Here is a 25312-nt window from a genome sequence, read left to right on the forward strand (position 1 = left end):
AGGCTGAACTTCGTCAGGCCGTGATCAAATATAATACGTATCGTCCTCATCGGAACTTGAAGGGATTAACACCTATGGAGTATATTCGGGATATCTGTTCCGAGGCTGCAGCGGAGTCTCATTTGATGTGAACCCGCACAACTGAAATGTTTCCCTTGCAAAGATACGGTCGCTAGTATTAAAGTTAACGGGTGATCGGGGTCGTAGCTCAGTTGGGAGAGCGCTACAATGGCATTGTAGAGGTCAGGGGTTCGATTCCCCTCGGCTCCACCAGATCTTTAGTCTTTATAACATATCCCCAACCAAACAAAATGTTGATCCAATGAGAGAAAAAAGTGATTACGATCAAGCTTTGGAGGCAGATCGTCCCGCAAAGAATGCAAGCCCCTACGATAGCTTAAAGCATCTAAAGATTTTAAAGAGCTATATCGCCCCCTATAAATTGCAAGTATTCCTGGCGTCAGTTTCTCTTGTGCTGGCGGCTGCCATGATTTTGGGTATTGGTGTTGGCCTTAAACACTTGATTGATCAGGGATTTGTCACGCAAAACTCTGACCGGCTTTTGATGATCCTTTTGGGTCTTTTTGGGTGTGTTGTTCTGCTGTCTTTGTCCAGTTTCGGGCGCACGTATTATGTATCATGGCTTGGTGAGCGAATCGTTGCTAATCTTCGGCTTGATGTGTTTCGTCATATGTTGCAGCTGGAGGTCAGCTTTTTTGAGCAAGTTCGCGTTGGGGAATTGATTTCACGACTTACAACAGATACCAGCTTGATTCAGATCCTGATCGGAACATCGGCGGCTGTGGCTGTCCGAAATATCCTGATTTTGGCAGGGGGGCTTTCGATGATGATTTTGATTTCACCGTTGTTAACGTTGTATTGTCTGGCAGTGATCCCCCTTGTTTTGATTCCAATTAGCCTGTTGGGGCGGCGGGTTCGTGTGGGATCCAAAATTGCGCAAAGTTCTCTTGCGGGGATGAGCGGGTATATTGATGAATTCAGAGGATACATTTTCATCGGCAGTTCATCGAAATTTGACACGATCTTGGCTAACATGCATCGTTATGATTCTGGTATTTACGGCCATTGTCCTTGTCTTTTGGATTGGGGTGCATGGGGTGACACAAGGGGATATGACGGCCGGAAGCTTGTCCGCGTTTATATTTTATGCCACAGCTGCAGCCGGATCAGCCGGATCATTCAGTGAGATTGTTGGCGATTTGCAGCGGGCAGCCGGGGCCGCAGATCGTTTGATTGAAATTCTGTCAATAGCGCCAACGCTGAACAGTGCCAACCCACGTTCGTTGCCAAAGCCCGCAAAGGGAATCTTGGCAGTTCATGGAATATCCTTTGCTTACCCTAACCATCCAGAACGTCCTATTTTAAAGAAATTAACCCTGTCCGTTTCCCCGGGTGAAAATGTGGCCATTGTTGGGCCATCAGGGGCCGGGAAAAGTACGCTTTTTGCCCTGTTGTTGCGGTTTTATGATCCGCAATCGGGTTCTATTTATGTTGATGGGATCGATATCAAGGATGTTCCGTTGCAGGAATTGCGCCAAAGAATTGGTGTCGTTAAACAGGAAACCGCTTTATTTTCCACAACCATTTATCAAAATATCTTGTATGGTCGCCCTGATGCCAACGAGGAAGACGTTTGGGAGGCTGCTGAACGGGTAAGGTTGAATGATTTTTTGACAACACTGCCCCACGGCATTCACACAGAAATTGGAACGCGGGGGGTTCGGTTGTCTGGTGGGCAAAAGCAGCGCATTGCCATAGCGCGGGCCATTTTACGGAATCCAAAGATTTTATTGCTGGACGAGGCAACAAGTGCCCTTGATGCTGAAAGCGAACAAGCGGTTCAAAGGGGGTTGAGTCATTTGATGGCATCAAGGACAACCCTGGTGATTGCGCATCGATTGGCAACGGTCCTGAGGGCGGATCGAATTGTCGTGATGGATCAAGGGGCGATCAGGGCCATTGGGACGCATGCGGAGCTTATTGACCAAGACAGTTTGTATCGCCAGCTTGCTTTGCTGCAATTTTCCGATGGGTTGATGCTGGGTGAACAAAATTCTCTTCGGAATTATTAAAGAACAGTTGGGATAGTCATGGCGATTATTTCGGCGATTGTGACAGGGATTTTTCTTTATCTGATGATCTGGCTGGTCGTTTTCCTGACGGTGTTGCCGTTGTGGATCAAGGTGGAGGATGAGCATCCCATTGGTTTTGCAACAAGCGCGCCATCGAATCCGCACATCAAAAGAAAGCTTGTTTTGGCAACGTATAGTTCATTTGTCATTTGGTGTGTAGCTTTGGCTTTGATTACCATTTTAACCCCATCTTAACTATTTCAGTGTAGGCTCAGATTAATAAAGATTAATTGAGCACATGCAATGACTGTTAATCCTGACGAATTTATGGCCGATGAATTTAAAGCCAGGCACGGATATTTACCCCTGTCGATTCAGGAGGAAGGATATCTGGCATTCTGTCAAAAACACCACATGAAAAATCCCTGGACCATTTGGGGAGAAATTCGATTTCGGGCGGATCCGGATCATGTTGTTTTGTTTGAGCAGGCGATCAATTTGGTTGTTCAGGCCCATGATATTTTGCGGACCAGTTTTCGGTATGATGGAGAACGGTGGGAGCGGGCTATTGCTGATAGCATGGTGTATTCATTGCCGTGTCATGATATTAAAGATCTGGAGGATGCGGAGAAGGCAGAGATTTTGGAGAATTTTTCCAAACTCAATCGACTGGCGGCGTTTCCAGTTTATGTGGCACCATTGTTTAGGTTGAATTTGATTCGGGTTACGGGTGATGAGTTTGTTCTTTTCAGCACTATCGAGCATTTGATATCTGACGGACTGTCATCTGGATTTTTGCTGGACCAGATATTTTTCATCTATCAATCGTTAATCGATGGGGAAACAAACAATGCCCCCGCTAAGCCCTATCTAACCTCAGTTCGACGTAAGAATCCCCAAAAACCTTGTCTTTTCCAGGAAAATCCTGGGTTGCTTTGTCGCTCCGCTCCTCGCAATGACGTCTTTGCGATGAGGGCGAAGCCCGAGGAAGCAATCCAGATAAGGGTTTTTTGGGGATTCTTACGTCGAACTCAGCTTAATGAATAGGCTGTTGGTCTTGAACGGTTAAAGAAAAACCAGCAATAGCACAAAGCACTTTCAGTGTTCTGAATTCGGGCTCCACTTTTCCTGCTAGTATACGGTAAAGGTGTTCCCGATTAAGGTGTGCCTTTTCAGCGATGCGTGTCACTGTATGATTTCGGGCCCGCAAAACATGATCCAGGGCAATCGCAGCAACACGGGGGTCGTCATCCTCAAAAGCTGCCGATAAATAAAGAGAGGCCTCTGTTGGATCCTTAAGGCTATTAATTAAGTACGAATCATAATCACGAAGTTTTGGCATCGTTTGCATCCTTTAATAATTTGCAATAGACTATCGATTTCTTGATATCTTTGTTTTGGCTGGATTTATCTCCGCCACATAACAAAACAACCAAAGTGTCTTCCTGTTTTGTAAAATAGATTCGATAGCCAGGACCATAATGAACACGAAGCTCGTAAACATCGGAATCCAAATGCTTTGCATCGCCAAACAACCCAAAACGGAGCCTGTCGATGCGGGTTTTCATGATCGCGGCTGCCTTTCTGTCTTTGAGTGCTGACAACCATGTAATGAGCGAGACTCACCGGAATCATCTTCAAAATAAGATATTTGATATGTCTTCATGCTTTAATGTAGCTTACAAACAACAAAAAATCAATCCTATAAAAACTAAGTCTGACATTAACCTCAAATTAATCATTCTTCCCTATAATAAATTAAATTAGAGATAAATAAAATTTTTTAACAATCGAATTTGGGAACAGAAAGATATAGTGTTTTTCTACGTGATCAATAGAGAGATAGCTTTTTGGATGGCCACACCGCCTTCGTCTGCTCGCCATGACAACGTCATTGCGCGAAGGGCACAGCCCGACAAAGCAATCCAGAAATCGCCCTGAACTCATGAAGATTTATTGAAAATGATATAAAAGCGCCCATATTGATGTTTCGTGCCAGGATGAATTTTTGGCACCGGATCTTGTTGAGCGGTGTCATGCGGTGAATTGTGCGCCAGTTGGATTGTTGGGGCAGCTGCGGTGGTAGGTATCGGTAAATTCAGAAATCGCCTTGAACTCAGGCTCTGTCTCTAAACTCCACATCACACAAGACCATCCCCCGTCCTCCCGCGACCCTGGATCAAGTCCTAGGGCAGGCTTTGATCGCGGGATCCACAACGGAATACATGGTTCCCGTGGTCAAGCCACGGGATGACGTGGGAAATTCTTATAAACCGACAAGAAAAAGACAGATATATCACCCTGATTTCTGCGGTATTTAGAGTTCAGGGGCAGAGTCTATGAATGCTTATTGAAAACGGCACTATGTTGACCAGTCCTCTAATTTATCAGGGCCATATCGGCGCAGGCCCACACAATCAACTACTAATCATGCTTTTTAACGGATACTCTATGCGATAATGTCGGGACAGAGCATAGTGTTGATTTTTATGATTTGTTCCTGGATGATCTCTTTTTGTTTTCTCATATAATAAAATGCAAAATCTGCAATCCCTGCTGGCCCTTTTTCCAGACCAAGCATTTCCACATCAAGCTGTTGCTGTTTTTGTTGGAATTGTTGCAGCTGGGCTTGTAGATCGTATTGATTCATATAAACATCCATGACCGTGAATCCCTTGCGCGGGTAATCTCTGGTATTATAATGCTCCATTCTACGAAAAAATCAAGATGAAAAGTAAAAAAAGCGTTAAGATAAGTATGAAAAAAGTGTCATTTATGCAAAAAAATGCTAAGGTTGGGTTGGTTTTAGAACTTATTACGTCTAGATAGTTAGGTAAAGTTATGACATCGTCTTTGGTCCCAACACAAACCAGCGATATTAAGCCCATTGCCATTGAAGAGGAAATGAAGCGTTCCTACCTTGATTATGCGATGAGCGTTATTGTTTCGCGTGCGCTTCCTGATGTTCGGGATGGCTTGAAACCTGTGCACAGACGTATTTTGTATGCGATGAAGGAAGCTGGAAACGAATACAACCGGCCGTATCGAAAATCAGCCCGCGTAGTCGGAGACGTCATGGGTAAATATCACCCGCATGGGGATATGGCGATTTATGATGCAATGGTTCGTTTGACGCAAAATTTCAGCTTGCGCTTGCCCTTGATTGATGGCCAGGGAAACTTTGGGTCGATGGACGGGGATCCAGCGGCAGCATCACGGTATACCGAAGCTCGCCTAGGTCGTTCAGCACATGATTTGCTAGAGGATATCGACAAGGACACCGTCGACTTTCAACCAAACTATGACGACACATTAACAGAACCAAAAGTCCTGCCGGCCCGTTTCCCCAACCTTTTAGTTAACGGCAGTAATGGCATTGCTGTTGGTATGGCAACAAACATCCCGACCCATAATTTGGGAGAAGTGATCGATGCGTGCTGTGCGCTGATTGATAATCCCGACCTTGGGTTAGCGGAGTTGATCCAGTTCATTCAGGGGCCGGATTTTCCAACGGGTGGGACAATCATTGGGCGCCGTGGCATTTGGGAGGCTTTTCGAACAGGGCGTGGAACCATTACAGTCCGGGGTAAGACATTTTTTGAACGTGTCCGCAATGAACGTGAAGCGATCATCATTACGGAAATTCCTTTCCAGGTTAACAAAGCGCGAATGATCGAAAAATTTGCTGAGCTGGTCAAGGATAAGGTTATCGAGGGGATCAGTGACCTTCGCGATGAATCAGACAGAGATGGCGTTCGTGTTGTGGTCGAACTGAAACGGGATGCCGTTCCCGATGTTGTGCTGAATCAGCTGTATCGGTATAGCCCCCTTCAGGGTGGGTTTAGCTTTAACATGCTGGCATTGGTTCATGGGCGCCCAGAACAACTTTCGCTTAAGCGTATTCTGGAGGCCTTTTTAGAATTCAGAGAAGATGTTATTCTGCGTCGCACGCGATATGAATTGGCACGTGCCCGGGAAAAGGCCCATGTGTTGATGGGTTTTGCGATTGCTGTGGCCAATATTGACGAGGTTATTGCGCTGATTCGTGCTGCCACCGATCGCCACATCGCCAAGGCCCAATTGATGGAACGAACTTGGGATGCCCAGGTGGTCGAACCGCTGCTGGCGTTGGTTGAAACGACAGCGGCTTGCACGGATACCCAATATCGGTTGACGGACATTCAGGCGCAAGCGATTTTGGATTTGCGTTTACATCGGTTGACTGGTCTTGAACGTGACAAGATCATGGCTGACTTGCAGGAACTGGTTGAACAAATTCAGGAATTTCTGGACATCTTGGGATCACGTCAGCGGGTTCTGGATATCATGAAAGCGGAACTTGTTAAGATCAAGGAACAATTTCCAAGCCCACGTCGTACCGAAATTGAAGAAGGTGATTTCAGTGTCAACATGGAGGATCTGATCCAACGCGAAGACATGGTGATTACGGTCAGCTTGGGTGGATATATCAAGCGTGTTCCATTGTCAACGTATCGCGCGCAACGTCGCGGGGGCAAGGGGCGTTCGGGCATGACAACAAAAGACGAGGATGTCGTTAATGATGTCATTGTGGCCAACACGCACAGCCAGGTTCTGTTCTTTTCCACGCTGGGCAAAGTATACCAGATGAAGGTTTATCAATTGCCTCTTGGGTCACCCCAGGCCAAAGGCCGGGCGATGGTTAACCTTTTGCCGCTTAGTGCCGGTGAAACGATTGCAACTGTTTTGATTAAGCCGGAGGGGACAGAGGTTGACAATGCATTCCTGATGTTTGTTACATCACACGGGAATGTCCGCCGGAATCGTTTGGAGGATTTTGCGAGTATTCAATCCAATGGAAAGCGCGCCATACGTTTGGATGATGGCGAGGAACTGGTTGCCGTTAAGCTGTGCTCTGAAACCGATGATGTTCTGCTCTCAACGGCAAATGGAATTTCGAATCGATTCCATGTGACCAGTATTCGTATTTTTGCGGGGAGAGATTCCAATGGTGTTCGGGGTATTCGTCTGGGCGACAATGACACAGTTATTTCAATGGCCATTTTGGGGCAAAGTCGCTTGACGATCGAGGAACGTGATGCGTACCTGCGTCAGGCGAACAAGCTTCGTCAGCAGGCCAACCAGGCGACGGAGACCGAGTCAGGCGAGGAAGAAGCGACCGAAGGGGCGACTATTTTATTATCCCCAGAACGGTTTGCTGAATTGGCTGCGCAGGAACAATTTATTCTGACTATCACCGAAAACGGATTTGGAAAGCGAACATCGGCCCATGCTTATCGTACAACAAACCGTGGCAGCCTGGGCTTTATTAATATTACCACCAACGAAAGAAATGGCGGCGTTGTCGCATCGTTCCCCGTTGGGGCTGATGATCATATTATGCTGGTGACGAATCAGGGGCAAATTATTCGCTGCCCAGTTAGCGATATTCGGATCACAGGGCGTGCTGCATTGGGCGTTATTGTCTTTAGGATTGATGAGGGCGAAAAAGTTGTTGCTGTCAGCTTGGTTCCAGGAGAGGAAGCGGAGGATGAGCAATCTGACGCGGTTGTTGAAGGTACGGAAGCTTAAGAATGACGGTGTTTGGGGGCGCTAACGAATTCAAGCAGCATTATGCCCACACGCGGACACGTGCCCTTAAATCTGCACAACAGCATTTATTTGATACAGTGTTGCCGACGGTTGATATTTCGGATCCAGGAACCATCAAGGTGGATTTTTTTCAAAATCGGCTTTGGATTGAAATCGGCTTTGGGGGCGGTGAACATCTTTGTCAGCAGGCGCTGCAAAACCCGGACGTTATGTTTATTGGGTGTGAACCATTTGTTAATGGGGTGGCCTCCCTTTTAAAGCTGATCCATCACCATACATTAAAGAACGTATTGATTTATCAGGATGATGCCCGGCTTTTGCTTAGGACGATCCCGAATCAGTCTTGTGAGCGTATTTTTCTGCTTTTCCCAGATCCCTGGCCAAAAAAACGCCACCATAAACGCCGCTTTATCCAGGACGACACCCTGGTCGAAATCCATCGCGTTTTGAAAAGAGGCGGGGAATGGCGCATCGCAACAGACCATGCAGATTATCGCCAATGGGTTATTGATATGTTTTCATCGCCCCTTGGTCGTACGCTTTTTCAGCCTATTCATGGGGATTTCATGGATCGTCCCGATATCGAATCATGGCCCCAAACACGCTATGAACAAAAAGCCGCAGAGGCGGGGAGAGCGTCCGCGTATTTTCGATATAGGTCTGTAAGTATTGATTAAAAAATATGGACATGACCGAGTCGATTATGAATATGAAAAGAAGTCCGTTGTCTAGGCGGTTATTTTTATGTCATAATACATTTTATTATTCTCTCGTGAGAAAATATATCCATGATTCATAAATTGACGGGAATTGTCGACAGTATTGTTGATGATGGTTTAATTATAGATGTGCAGGGTGTTGGGTATTTTGCCCATGCATCGGCCAAAACAATTTCACGATTGCCGGCGGTTGGTGAAAAAACAGCCCTATTTATCGAACACATCATACGACAAGACAATCAGCAGTTGTGTGGGTTTTTGGATCCCGAAGAACGACGATGCTTTCGGTCGCTTTTGGGTGTTCAGGGGGTTGGTGTAAAAGTCGCCATTGCACTGTTGTCTGTATTATCGCCCGCTGAATTATTTTCAGCCATTATCAGCCAAGATAAAACCGCACTGACCCGAGCCCCCGGTGTTGGCGCAAAAGTTGCCGGTCGCATCATTTCAGAGTTGAAAGATAAGAATTTAGACCTATCTTTAAGTATATTAACCTCTGCTGCGCACAACACACCACCGTCCACTGTGCAGGATGCTTTACTGGGGTTGATTGGTTTGGGATATTCTAGGGCGGAGGCCACCTTGACCCTGTCCCAAATTGTTCAGGAAAAGGGAAATGCAGAATCGGCAGAGACGTTAATTCGGATGTCATTGCAAAAACTTTCTTTTGTGAAATAGGGCCCCATGGATAAAATAATCGAGACATCCCCCGAAAGCAGACTGGTTGATCGACAAAAACAACCAGATGATTTTGTGACAGAGGATTCAAAAGAATTATCCCTGCGCCCGCTATCGTTGGATGATTTCACAGGGCAAGCCACAATACGATCCAACCTGAAAGTTTTTATACAGGCAGCAAAGTCACGCCAAGAAGCACTGGATCATGTCTTGCTATTTGGCCCGCCTGGCTTGGGAAAAACGACTCTGGCGCAAATTATTGCCAAAGAAATGGGTGTGGGGTTTAGGGCAACATCCGGCCCTGTGATTGCAAAGGCGGGGGATTTGGCGGCCGTTCTCACAAATCTTCAGCCCCACGATGTGTTGTTTATTGATGAAATTCATCGCTTAAATGTGGCGGTAGAGGAAATTTTGTACCCCGCCATGGAAGATTGTAAATTAGATATCATGATTGGCGAGGGGCCAGCCGCCCGATCCATTCGCCTTGATCTGCCGCCATTTACGCTTGTTGGGGCAACGACGCGGGCGGGTCTGTTGACGCAACCCCTTCGGGAACGATTCGGGATTCCTTTGCGGTTACAGTTTTACACGCTTGCTGAATTAACCCTGATCATCCAAAGGGCGGCCCGGATATTGACTGTATCCCTTTCAGAAGAAGGAAGCACAGAAATTGCCCGACGGTCCCGGGGAACCCCCAGAATTGCCGGGCGATTGTTGCGTCGTGTGCGGGATTTTGCCGCCGTTTCAAACGAACTAACAGTCACGGAATCAATCGCGATCAATGCTCTCAATCGATTAGACGTGGATCCATTGGGGCTTGATGCCCAAGACATTCGATACCTGCGTATGATTGCCGAATTTTACAAGGGCGGACCAGCAGGTGTTGAAACACTTGCGGCTGCCCTTTCTGAAGAACGCGATACATTAGAAGATGTGATCGAGCCTTATTTAATGCAACAAGGTTTTATTCAACGAACACCCCGTGGCAGAGTCTTGACAGATCGTGCCTATACCCATATTGGGCTGCCCATTCTTGACAGCCAACCCACGAACCAACTTCTTTCCTTTAAAACAAAGAAATAATCATGCCGACATTATCTAGTGTTTCTATTTTGAACGATTTACCGAACAACGAGACTGCCCCTGGGAGGGTCATTCATAATAACTACGCCCAAAAATTTTCATCCCCTGATTGCTATTCCTTGCTGACCGTTGATTTGAAAGCCATACAGCAAAATTATCTTTATTTATGTCATCGGGTAAAATCTTCGGAATGTGCGGCTGTGATTAAAGCTGATGCGTATGGCTTGGGGGCGGATACGATTGCCCTGGCCCTTTATGAAGTAGGGTGTCGGTCTTTTTTTGTTGCCTATAGCGACGAGGCGCTCTCCCTCAGAAAAACATTAAGTCGTTGCCAACAAAAATCGACCATCTATGTCCTGAATGGACCCTATCTTCCCGGTTGGTCAGAATTTTACCATGAACACAATTTGACTCCTGTTCTGAACACAATTGACGATATAGAGGAACGGCAACATCACGCAAAGCGTATTGGGGCAACCCTACCAACCGCATTGCATATCGATACAGGGATGAATCGTCTGGGTCTGCCTTGGTTGGATTATCAACGCTTACTGACTATGAATACGGTTGGGATTGAGTGGTGTTTGATCATGAGCCATCTGTCTTGTGCGGACGATTCCACACATTCAACCAATTTTAATCAGCTTCGGTTGACGCGAACCATACGGCAAGATTTTCCATCGGTTCCATTCAGTCTGTGTAATTCGGGGGGTATTTTCCTGGGCAGCGCTTATCACTATGATCTTGTGCGCCCGGGGATGGCCCTTTACGGGTTAAACCCGACGCCGGAAGCCCCGAACCCGATGATCCCATGTGTGGGCGCCTATACCAGGGTTTTGCAAGTGCAGGATGTTCGGGCTGGAAGTGCGATCGGATATGGCGAATCCGTTACAGCCACTGGGCCCATGCGTCTTGCAACCATTGCGGCTGGATATGCGGATGGCGTGCCGTGGCGTCTGAGTAATCAAAATGGTTACGTGATGGTTAACAATAAAAAAGCCCTAATTGTTGGGCGCGTTTCTATGGATTTGGTGTCCGTTGATGTGACAGAAATCCCCGAAGTCAGGCCCGGAGATTGGGTTGCTCTTATCAACAAAGACATCCCCATTGATGATTGGGCAGGTCGCAGTGGTATGATTGGGTATGAGCTGCTGTTAAAGCTTGGGAAACGATTTCAGAAGGTTTATACCCAATCTAAACAGAAATGTTGATTTTTATGTTGGCTATTTTTTCCATAAACGGCGATTCAAAAGCCTTGCATAGAATAGCTATGCGCGTCTTTTTCACCTTGTTTCTGAAAAAACTATCTGTCATAAAATTTCAACATTTTCATTCATCTTGGGTATATACTGATAGCGTGAGTGGCAGTCAGATTGAGTTTTCGTCATGTTGACATTATTGGCCCGCATTGGGCATATTTTCCTGGGTTTGTTGGGCAATTGCGGTCGTGTTGCCCTTTTTTTATTAAGCAGCATCCGGCATGGATTTCAACCACCCTGGTATGGCCGACAAATCTTCAATCAGCTGATTCAGATCGGGTTTTATTCCTTGCCTGTTGTTGGGTTGACGGCCATTTTTACAGGGATGGTGTTAGCCCTCCAAAGCTATACAGGGTTTTCACGTTTTTCAGCGGAGGGGGCAACCGCAACGGTTGTTGTGTTGTCGATGACCCGCGAACTGGGGCCCGTTTTGGCTGGGCTTATGGTGGCCGGACGCGTTGGTGCCGCCATGGCAGCCGAAATTGGAACCATGCGTGTTACAGAACAAATTGATGCTTTGACTACGCTTGCAACCAATCCATTCAAATACCTTGTTTTCCCACGCTTGCTTGCTGGTGTCGTGATGCTGCCAATCTTGGTCCTTGTGGCCGATATCATTGGCGTGTTTGGGGGATATTTAATTTGCACCTATAAGCTAGGGTTTAATCCCGCCAATTATCTTTATCAAACTCTTAAATACCTAGAATCTCAGGATGTTATTTCCGGTTTGATTAAAGCATCCGTCTTTGGATTAATTATAACGTTGATGGGGTGTTATCATGGATATCAATCTGGACGAGGGGCAGCCGGAGTCGGACGAGCCACAACGAATGCTGTTGTTTCGGCATCGATCCTGATTTTGTTTATGAATTACGCCCTAACGTCTTTGTTGTTTGAGAAATAGTCATGACAGAAAATAATACCGAAACTGCCGCAGGGCCAGAACCAAAAATCATCGTACGAAATTTATCCAAGGCTTTTGGTAGTAATGTCGTTCTTGATGGCATTCGGTTAACGTTAAAAGCCAACGAATCATTAGCCATCATCGGTGGATCTGGCAGTGGGAAATCCGTTTTAATTAAATGCATGTTAGGATTAATTGCTCCCGACAAGGGAAACATATGGATTCAAAAGCAAGAAGTAACAAAACTATCATCATATGAACGTCAACAAGTCATGCATCGATTTGGAATGCTTTTTCAAGGTGGGGCACTATTTGACAGCATGACTGTGGCTGACAATATTGCCTTTGGTCTTATTCAGGGACGCGGAATGGATAGCAAATCCGCTCGAAAAATTGCCCTAGAAAAATTAGATGCCGTGGATTTATCGTCATCTGTTGCTGATGTTTATCCCGCAGAATTATCAGGTGGAATGCAAAAACGCGTCGCTTTAGCCCGGGCAATTGCCGCCAACCCAGAAATCATCTTTTTTGATGAACCCACAACAGGATTGGATCCCATCGTCAGCGGAACGATTAATCAACTCATTCGACGGTGCGTCAAGGACCTCGGGGCCTCCACCATCACAATCACCCATGACATCAAAAGTTTACGCAAAATTGCCGATCGTGTAGGATTATTATTTAAGGGAAAATTAATTTGGACCGGAACCATTGCCGAAATGGATTCAACCGACAACCCTTATGTTTATCAATTTATTAATGGACTGCCAGAGGGTCCCTTTACGCAATAAGCAGAAAGAAAGTAACATCGTATGACTTTATTCCAAATCATCGATCATTCAACCGCTGTATTTCTTAAGCCAGAAAATCGTGAGGCCATTCGGTCAAACACCGAAGACGCGCTGGATCATTTAAAAAATCTTGCTCAATCGCTGCCTCTGTTTCAAAATCTTGATGCCGATTTCACCGAAATTTATCAAATGGCAGAAAAGTATCGCCACTTTGATGACGTCGTTTTTTTGGGCACTGGCGGGTCTAGTTTGGGTGGGCAAGCGATTGCCGCCCTTAGGGATACCCAATCCCCACGCTTTCATTTTATGGATAACATCGATTCGCACACATTTAATAAACTGTTCGAGACTATAAATTTGGAAAAGACAGCGGTAATTGCCATTTCCAAATCAGGCAACACGATGGAAACATTGATGCAGTTACGTGTTTGTTTGGATATATGGAAAAAGGATTCGATTGCTGATCATTTCTTGATTGTGAGCGAGCCCTGTGACAATGCCATTCGTCAAATTGCCAAAAAATACGATATCAATTGCCTGGATCATCCGACTGACATTGGGGGGCGTTTTGCTGCGCTTACAGTTGTTGGTGCGATTCCGGCCGTGCTTTCGGGAATTGATTTCGAGGCCATGCGTCGTGGCGCAAAAACCATCGTTGACCAGATCAAAAACGCGTCCGCCGACAATTGTGCGCCACTTTATCGGGCCGGAATTCATGTTGCCTATGCCAAGCAGGGGGTCAACCAGTCGGTTTTATTTCCGTACTGTGATCGCCTGAAATTGCTCGCCAATTGGTATTGCCAGTTGTGGGCCGAAAGTTTGGGCAAGAAAAATGCAGCTGGGGAATCTTGCGGAACAACACCGATTCAGGCCCTTGGTACCGTCGACCAACATTCCCAATTGCAGCTTTATCTTGATGGGCCACGGGACAAACTGTTTACCTTTATAACGCTCAATCACCAGGAATCAATCGCCTCCATTTCAGCCTGTTCGAAACTGACCCATCCGGCCCTTGTTGCCCTTCAGGGGAAAACAATGGGGGATCTGATGCTGGCGGAACAACGCGCCACAATCGATGTCATGCGCCACCAAAATTGCTCCGTTCGTGAGATAACAATTGATCGACTGGATGCAGAATGCCTTGGCGCGCTTATGATGAATTTTGTTTTTGAAACTTTGGCGGCGGCCTATTTGTTGCAGGTTAACCCCTTTGACCAGCCGGCCGTTGAAGCCGGAAAAATATTGGCAGTTGAGTATTTGCAAAAGATTTCTTGATGCGCATTGTATTTATGGGAAGTCCGGCGTTTTCCGTTACAATTCTTGACAGCCTGGTGACGGCCGGACACGATGTTGTGGCGGTGTATTGTCAGCCGCCGCGGAAAAAGGGGCGTGGGCATACGGTCCAAAAGGGCCCCGTCCACGAACGTGCAGAGTTGCTTGGGATTCCGGTTTTAACACCAGCATCCCTTAGGACCGACGACGCGCAGCGTGAATTTCAATCGCATACTGCGGAGGTTGCCATCGTTGCGGCCTATGGGCTTATTCTGCCGACTGCGATTCTTTTGGCGCCAACACGGAGGTGTATTAATGTTCATGCATCCTTGCTTCCAAGGTGGCGTGGGGCCGCCCCGATTCAACGGGCTATTTTGGCCGGGGATACTGAAACGGGCATTACGATTATGCAAATGGATGCGGGGTTGGATACGGGGGATATTTTGGCTATGGCGTCGATCCCCGTTACAACACAGACAACTACGCAAACCCTTCATGATGAATTGTCTGTGATGGGGGCAGGTTTATTGATTCAAACGTTGCAAAATCTTGATGAAATCACACCCATTCCGCAACCCATTGAGGGCGTGACCTATGCCCATAAATTAAGCAAGGACGAGGGGCTCCTCGATTTTTCCTTGTCGGCAAATGAATTGGGCCAAAGGGTTCGGGCGCTAAATCCATGGCCCGGAACATGGTTTGATCATGACGGGATCATCGTCAAGGTTTTGGAGGCTGAGGTTTTGGATCAGCCTGCGCCCGACAATGCGGATCACCCATGGATTATCCCGTGTGGGTCGGGATTTTTGTCGTTAAAAACAGTTCAGCGCGCAGGATCGAAACCCCTGAATGCTGCCGATTTTTTGCGGGGAATCCATTAGAAGGCCACGTAAGGTTTATACCATTTTCACAAATTATTAGTGAGTTTCCTGGATGGCCACGCTCTCTTCGTTCGTTCGCCATGACGTCATGGCGAGAAGGGCGCAGCCCGACAAAGCAATCCAGAGCTCATTAAGATTTATTGAAAGGGGGATTAAGCAAATATCTTCTGACTTTTTTGAACTACATTTCGTAAAAGTCTTGACTTTTCGGCAATTTGAAATATATTAGTCGCATGATCAGAGTACAGAAAAACATCATTTTAAAAGATCTGGAAAAGAAGATCGTTCTTCTTGTTGGGCCAAGGCAATCTGGCAAAACATACCTTGCAAAGGACATTGCACACTCTTTTCCCAATAGTCTTTATTTGAATTATGATCAGATCAATGACCGCAAGATTATACGGGGTCAATCATGGCTTGACCAAACCGATCTGCTTATTTTTGATGAGCTTCATAAAATGCCGGATTGGAAAAATTACATCAAGGGTGTGTTTGACACCAAATCAGACAAGATGCGCATTCTGGTCACGGGCAGTGCACGGTTGGATATCTATGATCAGTTGGGTGATTCCCTTGCTGGGCGATATTTTCGACATCGCTTGCTGCCAGTTTCGCTTTCTGAATTAAGACAAGCATCAGAAGCGGTAAATATCGACAGACTTCTGGAACGCGGTGGATTTCCGGAACCCTATTTCACGCCTGAGGTAATTGATGCCAATAGATGGCGACTTCAATATACAAACAGCCTTCTCAGTACCGATATTTTTGAAATAGACACTATCCATAATTTAAAAGGAATGCGTCTGGTTTTTGATCTTTTGCGCAACAGGGTTGGGTCGCCGATTTCCTACAAATCCTTGGCGGAGGATGTTGGTGTATCCCCGGCAACGATTAAAAAATATATCCAGATCCTAGAGGCAGTTTTCGTCGTGTTTGCCGTGACACCTTATTCGCGCAATATCGCCAGAAGCATTTTAAAAGAACCTAAGATCTATTTTTTTGATACAGCATTGGTCCAGGCTGATGCAGGGGCTAAATTTGAAAATCTTGTAGCCGTTAGTCTGCTAAAAAATGTATATGCAAGAATGGATAACAAAGCAGAAGACTGTTCATTACATTATTTACGCACAAAGGATGGACGGGAGGTTGATTTTGCCATCACAAATAATAACGAAATCGAAACGATGATAGAAGTCAAATTATCCGATCAAACCATCGGGAAGTCGCTTCGACTATTCAAGACAAAATATCAGCATCCGGCCGTTCAGTTAGTAAAATCTATCAAAAAAGAATACCAAGATGATGAAATTCAGGTTTTAAATGCCGAGAAATATCTTTCAAATTTATATTTGTGAGCAAACCAAAGGATAAAGCATACTATGAAAAATTGTTGGATCCTGTGTGACAAGGGGAAAATGGGAACGTACCGACAATGTTTGGCTCTGGCGCAGGCATTAGAAGAATCCATTCCCCTGACTGTGGAGCATAAGCAAATTGATTTACGCTGGCCGTGGCGTTTTTTGCCCCCTCATTTTGCTTTGGGAAAACGGACCGCGGGGGATATGCAACCCGATTTATCCCAACCTTACCCGGATTTGATTATTGCGGGCGGACGTCAGGCCGTTACAGCGGCGGTGGCCCTTCGGAAAAAATCATACACAATTGTGTTTCAAAACCCCCGGATTGAACCAGGTTATTTTGATCTTGTGATTGCACCGTATCATGACAATCTGCGGGGTGAAAATGTTATTCAAACCTTGGGGGCGATTCACCCCATCAAACAAGAAACCTTGGTTGCGCGACGTGCAGAATTAAAATTGGATCCCTCGAAAACGCACGTTGCTGTATTATTGGGCGGGGACAGCAAGCATTACACCTATACAAAAGAATGCGTCCTGCGGCTGGCAGAAAATTTGATGAAAATGGCGCATGGGGGGGGAAGCCTGCTTATTACCCCATCGCGCCGGACACGTCCCGATATTCTGGATCTGTTGGCAGGGGCCATTCAATCAGTTCCCCATCAAATTTGGCATGGGGATGGTGTTAATCCGTATATCGATTACTTATCCGCAGCAGACGCTGTTGTTGTGACGGGGGATTCCATTAGCATGATGTCAGAGGCGTGCATTACCGGCAAGCCCGTTTATATTCATGAATTACCCATTAAAAACAAGCGGTTCTTGGATTTTATGGACATGCTGTATCGGCATAACCACGCAAAGCCACTGGCAGAATTTAATTCAAGGCTGGGTGATTTTCAACAGCTTGATGAGCTGGGTCGTATTATCCCCGACGTATTAAGTCGCTTGGACTTTTGTATAAAGTAAGTATATACTGCCATTAAGATTACCGTCAAAGAAAATAAGTTTATGAAAAAAATTCTCTATATTGTAATTGGTTGTATCGGACTGGCATTGGTTGGGCCCAGTTTTGTTGACTGGGGCGCTTATAAAGAACCCATTTTGCAAAAAGCACAGGAAGCAACGGGATATACCCTGGATATCAGGGGGCCTGTGCGCATTAGCTTGCTTCCTATGCCGCACTTTGTGGTTAATGATTTATCAGTTAAGGCTAAATCGGGGGATAAAACGAAAAATCTTTTTGATGCAAAAAGCATTTCCCTGCGTTTGAACGTTCTACCCCTTTTGCGGGGAAAGATAGAGATTGATCAGGTGGAGATAATCGAACCTATTGCCAATCTTGACATTGCAAAGGATGGGACCCCGAATTGGGATGTTCAGCCTGAAAAAACCCTAAAAGTAGAAGAAAAATCAAAGAAAACGACTCCGGTTACTGTAGATCGTGCCCCCTTGGAACCTTCTGTGGATTTAAAGGTCAAGCCCTCGGCATCGTCCGCGTTCGATCTGGGTTTGCAGCATGTCATCATAACAAGGGGTTCTGCGCACTATAAAGATCAGCAGAAAGAAATAGACCAAAAACTGACGAACATTAATATAGGGGGTTCGATGAAATCACTATCGGGGCCGTATGATGTTACGGGAAGTTTGGAATCCAATGGGATCGCTTTCAAGGTGGATGCCAAAATTACTCACCTTTTTGTGGAACAATTCACGCTGGCTAAGATCCTTGTGTCTGCCACCAAAGACAAAGAAAATTACGGATCACTCAAGGCGGATTGGCATTTTAAGGGGAAAAATTTCAAGGGGACTGTCTCTGTTGATTCATTGAAAATCCCTTATACGGCGGACCTTCCCAATAAAAAAATAAACTTGCTTCAGGGTATTTCTGGCATAGCGCAGGCAGAGGGATCGAAAGATCTGGCCCGAATTCCAACACTGACACTGGCTGTTGGGGGGCTTAAGCTGGCAGGGTCGGGGACATATCAGGCGGGCCATGCGGTTGTAGACCTAGCCATGACAGAGGGGGATTCTGCCCTAGCCCTGAAAGCAGATGGAAAGACAACAGATAAAATCCTTTGGGATGGGGCAATTCAGATTTCATCGCCAAAGCCACAGGGATTTTTAAAGTGGTTTGGGGTTGATGAAAAAACACCCTATTTACAGGGGGCATTTAATTTATCCACTCAGCTTCAGGCAAAAAATGATACGTACACCTTGGCGGCCCTTAAGGCTAAGCTGGGCGATATAAATACGGATGGTGCGTTCGTTTTGAAATTTGTGGACCGAAACCCATCAATTCAAGGAACTGTTTGTGTTAATGTGCTTCGTTATGCGGATTATCAAGCGGCAAATGTTGGCGCGACTGTTTCGTTGCAAAATGGAAATCTGGCTCTGACATCACTATCGGCGCAGGCCTATGGTGGAACAGTTTCTGGTGCTGCCCAGATGAACAGGGGGAATGCTTACAAGGCGCAAATCGATATTCGAAACATTAATGTGGCAAGCCTTCCGGCAACCAAGGGGGGTCCCTTGAAAAAGGGAACATTAAGCGCGTCAGCAAATCTTAGTGCCACTGGGGAAACGGCTGATGTCCTGACCCGATCGTTGACCGGTGATATGAAATTTAATTTAAGCCAGGGGATTGTTGAAACTATTGATACCAAAAAATTTGTGGCCGACCTGAAGCAAGCCCGGAACCTTGATGGATTGAGTGTTCTTTTTGATGATTTGAAAACGCGCGCTGATGTCCCATTTTCATGGCTAAAGGGGGATTTTGTTGTGCGGAATGGTCGGGTAGACAGTCAAACAATTGATTTTGTTTCTGATGATATAACGGCCCAGGGAAAGGGAACCATCGATATCCCCGCATGGCGGCTTGATTTGCAATTTGCTTTGCGTGCCAAGGAATTGCCGAAGCTTCCTCCCATTATTCTGCGCGTCAACGGTTCTTTGGATGCCCCCGGTTATGGTATTGACAAGGACCAAATGGCCAAGCTTATTGTTCAAAGGGCAGCGACGCAGGCCGTTGATGACGTTGTTCATAAAACCGTAGACAAAGCGTTGGGCCAGGATGTGGGGAATGCCGTTCGGGGACTGCTGGGTGTTGTGGTGCCCGCTAAAAAGGGCGATACGGCAGGGAAAAAATCGGAAGAACAAAAGGCTGATCAGCCAAAGCCGATTAATCCACAGGATCTGGTTAAGGGATTATTGAGCGGTAAATGGTAGAGAGGGGTCGCTTGACCCCCTCCATTATTTCGGTTCAGGCACCCCCTTACGAACACCCGCTTGTAGCGCCACAGGTATTGCATTTCAGGCAGGTTCCATTCCTGACCATGGTAAAGTTCCCACACTCTGCACAGGAATCCCCCTGGTATCCCTGAAGTTTCGCTTGCATTGATTTTTCGGCGGCGTCCTCTTGCTTTTTAGGGTGAGCAGCAGCAGTGGTGGTTGTTGCTGTATCTATCAATGTAGGGGATTTAGATGGCCCCCCAATCGTATCTGGTGATAAATCTGTGGGCTGGACATGGGCCAGATCGTGACGCCCCAAATAGGTGATCGCCAATTCCCGGAAAATATAATCCAGGATAGAGGTTGCCATTTTAATGGTGGCGTTCCCTTCGACCATGCCTGATGGTTCGAAACGGGTAAACGTAAATGCCTCCACATACTCCTCTAATGGGACACCATATTGCAGCCCGATCGAGATCGCCATGGCAAAGTTGTGCATCAGGGACCGAAAGGATGCCCCTTCTTTATGCATATCGATGAAAATCTCACCAAGGGCGCCGTCTTGATAATCGCCGGTTCGAAGGTAAATTTTATGCCCCCCAACAACGGCTTTTTGTGTGTACCCCGTCCGACGATTGGGTAGTTTCTGGCGTTGCGATTGGAAAATGACCTTTTCGATGATCTTTTCAACAATGCGTTCTGACACGGCCTTGGCTGCGTTCGGCACGTCAATTTCCCCAGCATCATCCCCCAAAACAATAGAACTAAGCGGTTGTGATAGTTTTGACCCATCACGATAAAGCGCATTGGCTTTAAGACCCAGCGTCCAAGACAGCAAATAGGCATCCTTGCAATCCTGTACGGTTGCTGAATTGGGCATATTGATTGTTTTTGAGATCGCCCCAGATACAAATGGCTGAACGGCCGCCATCATGTGGATGTGGCTGTTGATCGACAAAAGACGCTTTCCGATTCGACCACATGGGCTTGCGCAATCAAAAACGGGCAGATGCTCGTCCTTAAGGTGCGGGGCGCCTTCTAGTGTCATGGTTCCGCAACAATAATTGCTGGCGGCTTCGACGTCGGCCTTTGAAAATCCAAGGGCAACGATAATATCAAACATTGGATCATTCAGCTGTGCATCTGTGAAACCAAGCGTTTTTTTACAGAAATCTTCGCCCAGGACCCATTTATTAAAGGCGAATTTGATGTCAAAGGCTGTGGCCAAAGATTGTTCCAGCTTTGCCAAAATATCATCAGTTAACCCTTTGGCTTTGAGGGAATCAAAACAAATCGTTGGCGATCCCTTCAACGTTCCATGCCCAACTGCATATAGAATAATCTCGTCGATTTGTTGTTTGGTGTACCCCAGTATTTCCAGCGCATTGGGAACCATTTGATTAATGATCTTGAAATATCCACCACCCGCAAGTTTTTTGAACTTAACAAGCGCAAAGTCAGGCTCCACCCCGGTTGTATCACAATCCATAACCAGCCCAATTGTACCAGTGGGGGCAATGACGGTCGTTTGGGCGTTGCGGTAACCGTACTTTTCACCCAATTTTAGAGCATAATCCCATGCCCTTTTTGAGGCTGTGATCAATTGGGGAAGGGGGCAGTCTTTTCCCTTTAAGGCTGTTGGGAAAATTGCCAAGCCTTCGTATCCTTTTGTTTCCCCGTGTGCCGCACGACGATGATTTCGAATCACCTGCAACATGGCGTCTTTGTTTTTGGAATATCCTGAGAATACCCCTAATTCCTTGGCCATTTTGGCTGATGTGGAATAAGAAACACCCGTTAAGATTGCTGCCAGTGATCCGGCAATGGATCGTCCGGCGTCGCTGTCATAGGGGATCCCAAGGGCCATAAGCAAACCACCCAGGTTGGCATATCCCAGGCCCAAGGTTCTGAATTCATAAGAAAGTTGAGCAATTGATTTGGATGGGAATTGTGCCATTGTGACAGATATTTCCAACACAACGGTCCAAAGCGCTGTGGCGTGTTCGTACAGATCAACGTCGAATTGCCCGTTCTTGTAAAAGGTCGCCAGGTTTAAAGACGCTAGATTACACGCTGTATCATCCAAAAACATATATTCTGAACAGGGGTTGGATGCATTGATGCGGCCGCTGTTTGGGCAGGTGTGCCATTCATTGATCGTTGTGTCAAATTGCACGCCCGGATCAGCGCACGCCCATGCGGCATAGCTGACTTCCTCCCAAAGGTCGCGGGCCTTCATGGTTTTCATAACACGACCATCGGTTCTGGCCTTTAGGGTCCAGTCTTTATCATCAAGAACCGCTTTTAAAAAGTCGTTTGTGACCCTAACTGTATTATTGGAATTTTGTCCGGATACGGTGGCGTACGCCTCTGAATTCCAATCGGTATCATAAACGGGGAAATTGATTTGTGTGTGTCCCAATTGTGCCAATTGGATGGTGCGTTGGATGTAATTCTCAGCAATAAACACAGCCCTGGCGTCCTTGATGGCCATTTTTAGGGGGAGGTTCTGCTTTGGATCATATTTTTTATCGGCTGGTAAATCGGTGTTTTGGCAGGCGTCCATGATCCGTGACAAATGAAGCTTGTTCAGCTTTGACCCCGAAACCAATGCTGCAACTTTTTGTTCCTCGATTACCTTCCAGTTAATGAATTCCTCGATATCGGGGTGATCAATATCCAAAACGACCATTTTTGCGGCTCGACGCGTTGTGCCGCCAGATTTAATGGCCCCCGCAGACCGATCGCCGATCTTAAGGAAGCTCATCAATCCAGACGATTTTCCGCCCCCTGATAGGGATTCCCCAGACCCACGGATGGCGGAAAAATTACTGCCTGTACCAGATCCATATTTAAAAAGACGGGCTTCGCGAACCCAAACATCCATAATGCCGCCTTCGTTGACCAAATCATCTGTGACTTTTTGGATGAAACAGGCGTGCGGTTGCGGACGTTCATAGGACGAATCCGATGCCGTGAGCGTGCCCGTTTTGTCGTCAACGTAGAAATGCCCCTGTGAGGGGCCGTCAATTCCATAGGACCAGTAAAGCCCCGTATTAAACCATTGCGGTGAATTTGGCGCGGCCATTTGTTGGCACAGCATGTACCGAAGCTCATCATAAAACGCTTGGGCATCTGCCTCGCCATCAAAATAATTACCTTTCCACCCCCAATAGGTCCAGGCGCCAGCTAATCGGTCAAACACTTGCGTGGCAGAGGATTCGCCAATGAACGATGTCCCGGGTTTGGCTTGTTTCTTTGAAAGCCATTCGGGGACTCCGTCTTCGGCGACCAGGGTGACTTCCTGTGGGATTCCGGCTTTTCGAAAATATTTCTGCGCCAAAACATCACACGCAACCTGTGACCAGTGCGCTGGAACGTCGATGTCTTTTTGACAAAAAACGACCGACCCATCGGGGTTGCGGATCTCGCTAGTGGTTTTACGGAAGTCAATCCCGGTATAAGGGGATTGACCAGCAACAGTACAGCGGCGATGTATTTTCATTTTGGCCTTTCCATGAGCGAAAATATGGGACAATTTTTCACAAATTATACTAAATGTAGTATGTGTGATGGTTTTTCCATCGATATGTTGATGCTAATTGACCACGAACACACTAAAAAAGCAAGGCCTGAAATTTCAAAATACTATTTTTAACCCGAGGATGACAACTGCGGGGAATCCTTTGAAAGACGAAGGGTGTAAATAAAACTAAATCACACCCGCCATGATATGAACATCGACCACGGGTTTTTTACCGAATCGCTTGTTTGTTATTTGACGAATGACTTGCTTGACAGCCTCCAGGCGCGCTTTCTCATTCTTATAATCCACCAAAAGGATATCCCTTATCCCCTTGTAAAGGTCACGGGCCAGGCCATCTGTTTCCTCGCCAGGTTCTGTCACGCCCAAAATCGTAAATTGCGGGGATCGCAGCAATTGCCCGGTGTCATCAACCAGCAGACTGGTAACAATTGTTCCCTGAAGCGATAGTTTTAGGCGATCCCTTAATGGTTGACTGCCCGTCGATACCATCCGATTCCCATCTACCGCCCATCGCCCCGTTGGCAAAAGTTCAATGATTTTTGTTTGGCCCGCTTCCATTTGGATCAGGCTGCCGTTTTCCGGGATAACTGAATCGAACCCCTCGGCTTTGGCAAGCTTGGCATGTTCTTGTATATGACGTGCCTCTCCGTGAACGGGAATGGCCACCTTTGGACGAACCCAGCGATACATTTTCCGAAGCTCATCCCGCGCCGGGTGACCGGATACATGGATATCCTCGTCATTGGCGGTAACGATTTCAACGCCGGATTTCACAAGTCGATTTTGCAAAATGGCAATGCTTTTATCGTTGCCCGGAATAACGCGGGACGAGAAAAAGACGATATCATTTTTCCCAAATTTAACGACCGGATGCTGTAGGCTTGCTATGCGTGCCAGGGCAGCCCGTGGTTCGCCTTGTGAGCCTGTGCTGATGAACAAAACCTTTTCTGGGGGCATGCTCATCGCCTCTTCGTCGGTGATAAAGCTTCTAAGTTTTCCCAAATAACCGGCATATTTTGCAGCCTCAACCATTTTGAAAAGGGAGCGCCCTAGCAGTGCCACTTTTCTGCCGCATGCCTCTGCTGCCAATGCTGCCGTTTCAAGACGTGCCACATTGGATGCAAAGCACGCAACGGTAACCCGGTGGTTTGGATATTTTTCGATCTGCTTGATCATCTCATCCCGAACGTCTTGTTCTGACCCCGCCTCGCCATCGCTAAACACGTTGGTTGAATCGCAGACCATGGCCAAAATGCCCGCATCGCCCAGTTCTATCAGTCGTTGATGGTCTGTGACTTCACCAACCAATGGTGCGGGATCGATTTTCCAATCCCCGGTATGCAGAACAGTCCCAAGGGGTGTTGTGATGGCCAATGCATTTGGCTCAGGAATCGAATGCGTTAATGTAATGAATTCAATATCAAACGCGCCAATTTTGATGTTGCCACATAAAGGAACCTCGATAATTTGAACCTGGGACCCCCATGATTTTTCTTTAATCTTTCCCCGGACAATTTCCGCCGTAAATGGTGTTGCATAAATTGGACACCGCAAATAAGGCCATAAATAAGGGATTGCGCCTACGTGGTCTTCGTGTGCATGTGTTAAAACCAACCCAATCAAGTTTTTTTGAAAGGGCAAAATCGCTGTTGGATCGGGGGTCAGAACATCAATCCCCAGACGATCATAGAATGTAACACCCAAATCAACCATTAGCCACTGTTGATCATGCCCAAATAGATTGAGGTTCATTCCAATTTCGTTGGCGCCACCTAGGGGTAAAAACCAAAAATCCTTTTTGCCAGGCAGTTTCATCGTGTTTATTCCTTACCGTTTCCGCGTTGTTTTGTTGGGTTTTTATTGATTGTAGCTGAATTGATCCTAATGCCATTTTAGATGTAATAGAA

Annotated in this window: 21 protein-coding genes and 1 tRNA gene; 17 read left to right on the plus strand and 5 right to left on the minus strand. The window is 46.6% G+C overall.

Going from position 1 to position 25312, the window contains the following annotated elements; genetic code table 11:
• The first annotated feature begins 197 nt into the window (after window positions 1–197).
• From NTX76_06055 to NTX76_06075, 5 genes are all read left to right on the plus strand, one after another.
• A tRNA-Ala gene (locus NTX76_06055) sits at window positions 198–273 on the plus strand.
• A gap of 49 nt (window positions 274–322) precedes the next feature.
• Window positions 323–1207, plus strand: a complete 885-nt coding sequence (locus NTX76_06060; GenBank protein MCX7338821.1) for an ABC transporter transmembrane domain-containing protein — start codon at window positions 323–325, stop codon at window positions 1205–1207.
• Complete coding sequence (locus tag NTX76_06065; GenBank protein ID MCX7338822.1) at window positions 1134–2093, plus strand: ATP-binding cassette domain-containing protein; 960 nt, start codon at window positions 1134–1136, stop codon at window positions 2091–2093. Before NTX76_06060 ends, NTX76_06065 begins: the two co-directional genes overlap by 74 nt.
• 18 nt (window positions 2094–2111) lie before the next feature.
• Window positions 2112–2348 (plus strand): DUF1467 family protein, encoded by a 237-nt coding sequence (locus tag NTX76_06070; GenBank protein MCX7338823.1) that lies wholly within the window; start codon window positions 2112–2114, stop codon window positions 2346–2348.
• Between the two features lie 48 nt (window positions 2349–2396).
• A complete protein-coding gene (locus NTX76_06075) occupies window positions 2397–3140 on the plus strand; it encodes a condensation domain-containing protein (protein ID MCX7338824.1) in 744 nt (247 codons plus the stop codon).
• Here the strand turns inward: NTX76_06075 and NTX76_06080 are convergent.
• The 3 genes from NTX76_06080 to NTX76_06090 form a co-directional block, all read right to left on the minus strand.
• Window positions 3130–3435 carry a putative addiction module antidote protein gene (locus tag NTX76_06080; protein ID MCX7338825.1) on the minus strand — a complete coding sequence of 102 codons (306 nt, stop codon included), beginning with the start codon at window positions 3433–3435 and terminating at the stop codon, window positions 3130–3132. The two genes, NTX76_06075 and NTX76_06080, sit on opposite strands and share 11 nt — an antisense overlap.
• The gene (locus NTX76_06085; protein ID MCX7338826.1) at window positions 3419–3706 is read right to left on the minus strand and encodes a type II toxin-antitoxin system RelE/ParE family toxin; all 288 of its coding nucleotides are present in this window, start codon (window positions 3704–3706) and stop codon (window positions 3419–3421) included. Before NTX76_06085 ends, NTX76_06080 begins: the two co-directional genes overlap by 17 nt.
• A gap of 836 nt (window positions 3707–4542) precedes the next feature.
• Window positions 4543–4755: a hypothetical protein gene (locus tag NTX76_06090; protein MCX7338827.1), complete on the minus strand. Its 213-nt coding sequence runs from the start codon at window positions 4753–4755 to the stop codon at window positions 4543–4545.
• Between the two features lie 179 nt (window positions 4756–4934).
• Here NTX76_06090 and gyrA point away from each other — a divergent pair, with 179 nt between their 5' ends.
• The 12 genes from gyrA to NTX76_06150 all read left to right on the plus strand — a co-directional run bounded on the left by gyrA (window position 4935) and on the right by NTX76_06150 (window position 19855).
• Entirely contained in the window at window positions 4935–7664 is a 2730-nt protein-coding gene (gyrA, locus tag NTX76_06095) for a DNA gyrase subunit A (GenBank protein MCX7338828.1), read from the plus strand.
• A 2-nt stretch (window positions 7665–7666) separates the two neighbouring features.
• On the plus strand, window positions 7667–8362 hold the full coding sequence (gene trmB, locus NTX76_06100) for a tRNA (guanosine(46)-N7)-methyltransferase TrmB (protein MCX7338829.1): 696 nt from the start codon (window positions 7667–7669) through the stop codon (window positions 8360–8362).
• A gap of 111 nt (window positions 8363–8473) precedes the next feature.
• The gene (gene ruvA, locus NTX76_06105; GenBank protein ID MCX7338830.1) at window positions 8474–9079 is read left to right on the plus strand and encodes a Holliday junction branch migration protein RuvA; all 606 of its coding nucleotides are present in this window, start codon (window positions 8474–8476) and stop codon (window positions 9077–9079) included.
• 6 nt (window positions 9080–9085) lie between these two features.
• Window positions 9086–10162: a Holliday junction branch migration DNA helicase RuvB gene (ruvB, locus tag NTX76_06110; GenBank protein MCX7338831.1), complete on the plus strand. Its 1077-nt coding sequence runs from the start codon at window positions 9086–9088 to the stop codon at window positions 10160–10162.
• 2 nt (window positions 10163–10164) lie between these two features.
• Window positions 10165–11373, plus strand: a complete 1209-nt coding sequence (gene alr, locus NTX76_06115) for an alanine racemase (GenBank protein ID MCX7338832.1) — start codon at window positions 10165–10167, stop codon at window positions 11371–11373.
• 175 nt (window positions 11374–11548) lie between these two features.
• Complete coding sequence (locus tag NTX76_06120) at window positions 11549–12325, plus strand: ABC transporter permease (protein ID MCX7338833.1); 777 nt, start codon at window positions 11549–11551, stop codon at window positions 12323–12325.
• 2 nt (window positions 12326–12327) lie between these two features.
• Window positions 12328–13116 carry an ATP-binding cassette domain-containing protein gene (locus NTX76_06125; GenBank protein ID MCX7338834.1) on the plus strand — a complete coding sequence of 263 codons (789 nt, stop codon included), beginning with the start codon at window positions 12328–12330 and terminating at the stop codon, window positions 13114–13116.
• A 21-nt stretch (window positions 13117–13137) separates the two neighbouring features.
• Window positions 13138–14391: a glucose-6-phosphate isomerase gene (locus NTX76_06130; protein MCX7338835.1), complete on the plus strand. Its 1254-nt coding sequence runs from the start codon at window positions 13138–13140 to the stop codon at window positions 14389–14391.
• A complete protein-coding gene (gene fmt / locus NTX76_06135; protein MCX7338836.1) occupies window positions 14391–15269 on the plus strand; it encodes a methionyl-tRNA formyltransferase in 879 nt (292 codons plus the stop codon). The genes NTX76_06130 and fmt overlap by 1 nt, the downstream gene beginning before the upstream one ends.
• Window positions 15270–15502: 233 nt before the next feature.
• A complete protein-coding gene (locus NTX76_06140; protein MCX7338837.1) occupies window positions 15503–16624 on the plus strand; it encodes an ATP-binding protein in 1122 nt (373 codons plus the stop codon).
• 24 nt (window positions 16625–16648) lie between these two features.
• Window positions 16649–17596, plus strand: coding sequence for a mitochondrial fission ELM1 family protein (locus NTX76_06145; GenBank protein ID MCX7338838.1), 948 nt, complete (start codon window positions 16649–16651; stop codon window positions 17594–17596).
• Window positions 17597–17638: 42 nt separating this feature from the next.
• On the plus strand, window positions 17639–19855 hold the full coding sequence (locus NTX76_06150; protein MCX7338839.1) for an AsmA family protein: 2217 nt from the start codon (window positions 17639–17641) through the stop codon (window positions 19853–19855).
• Between the two features lie 46 nt (window positions 19856–19901).
• Here NTX76_06150 and NTX76_06155 read toward each other — a convergent pair whose 3' ends face one another.
• Both NTX76_06155 and NTX76_06160 read right to left on the minus strand, forming a co-directional pair.
• Window positions 19902–23363 carry a vitamin B12-dependent ribonucleotide reductase gene (locus tag NTX76_06155; protein MCX7338840.1) on the minus strand — a complete coding sequence of 1154 codons (3462 nt, stop codon included), beginning with the start codon at window positions 23361–23363 and terminating at the stop codon, window positions 19902–19904.
• A gap of 207 nt (window positions 23364–23570) precedes the next feature.
• Entirely contained in the window at window positions 23571–25220 is a 1650-nt protein-coding gene (locus tag NTX76_06160) for a ribonuclease J (protein ID MCX7338841.1), read from the minus strand.
• Window positions 25221–25312 lie beyond the last annotated feature (92 nt).

The organism is Alphaproteobacteria bacterium (genome assembly GCA_026400645.1).
GTDB lineage: Bacteria > Pseudomonadota > Alphaproteobacteria > Paracaedibacterales > CAIULA01 > JAPLOP01.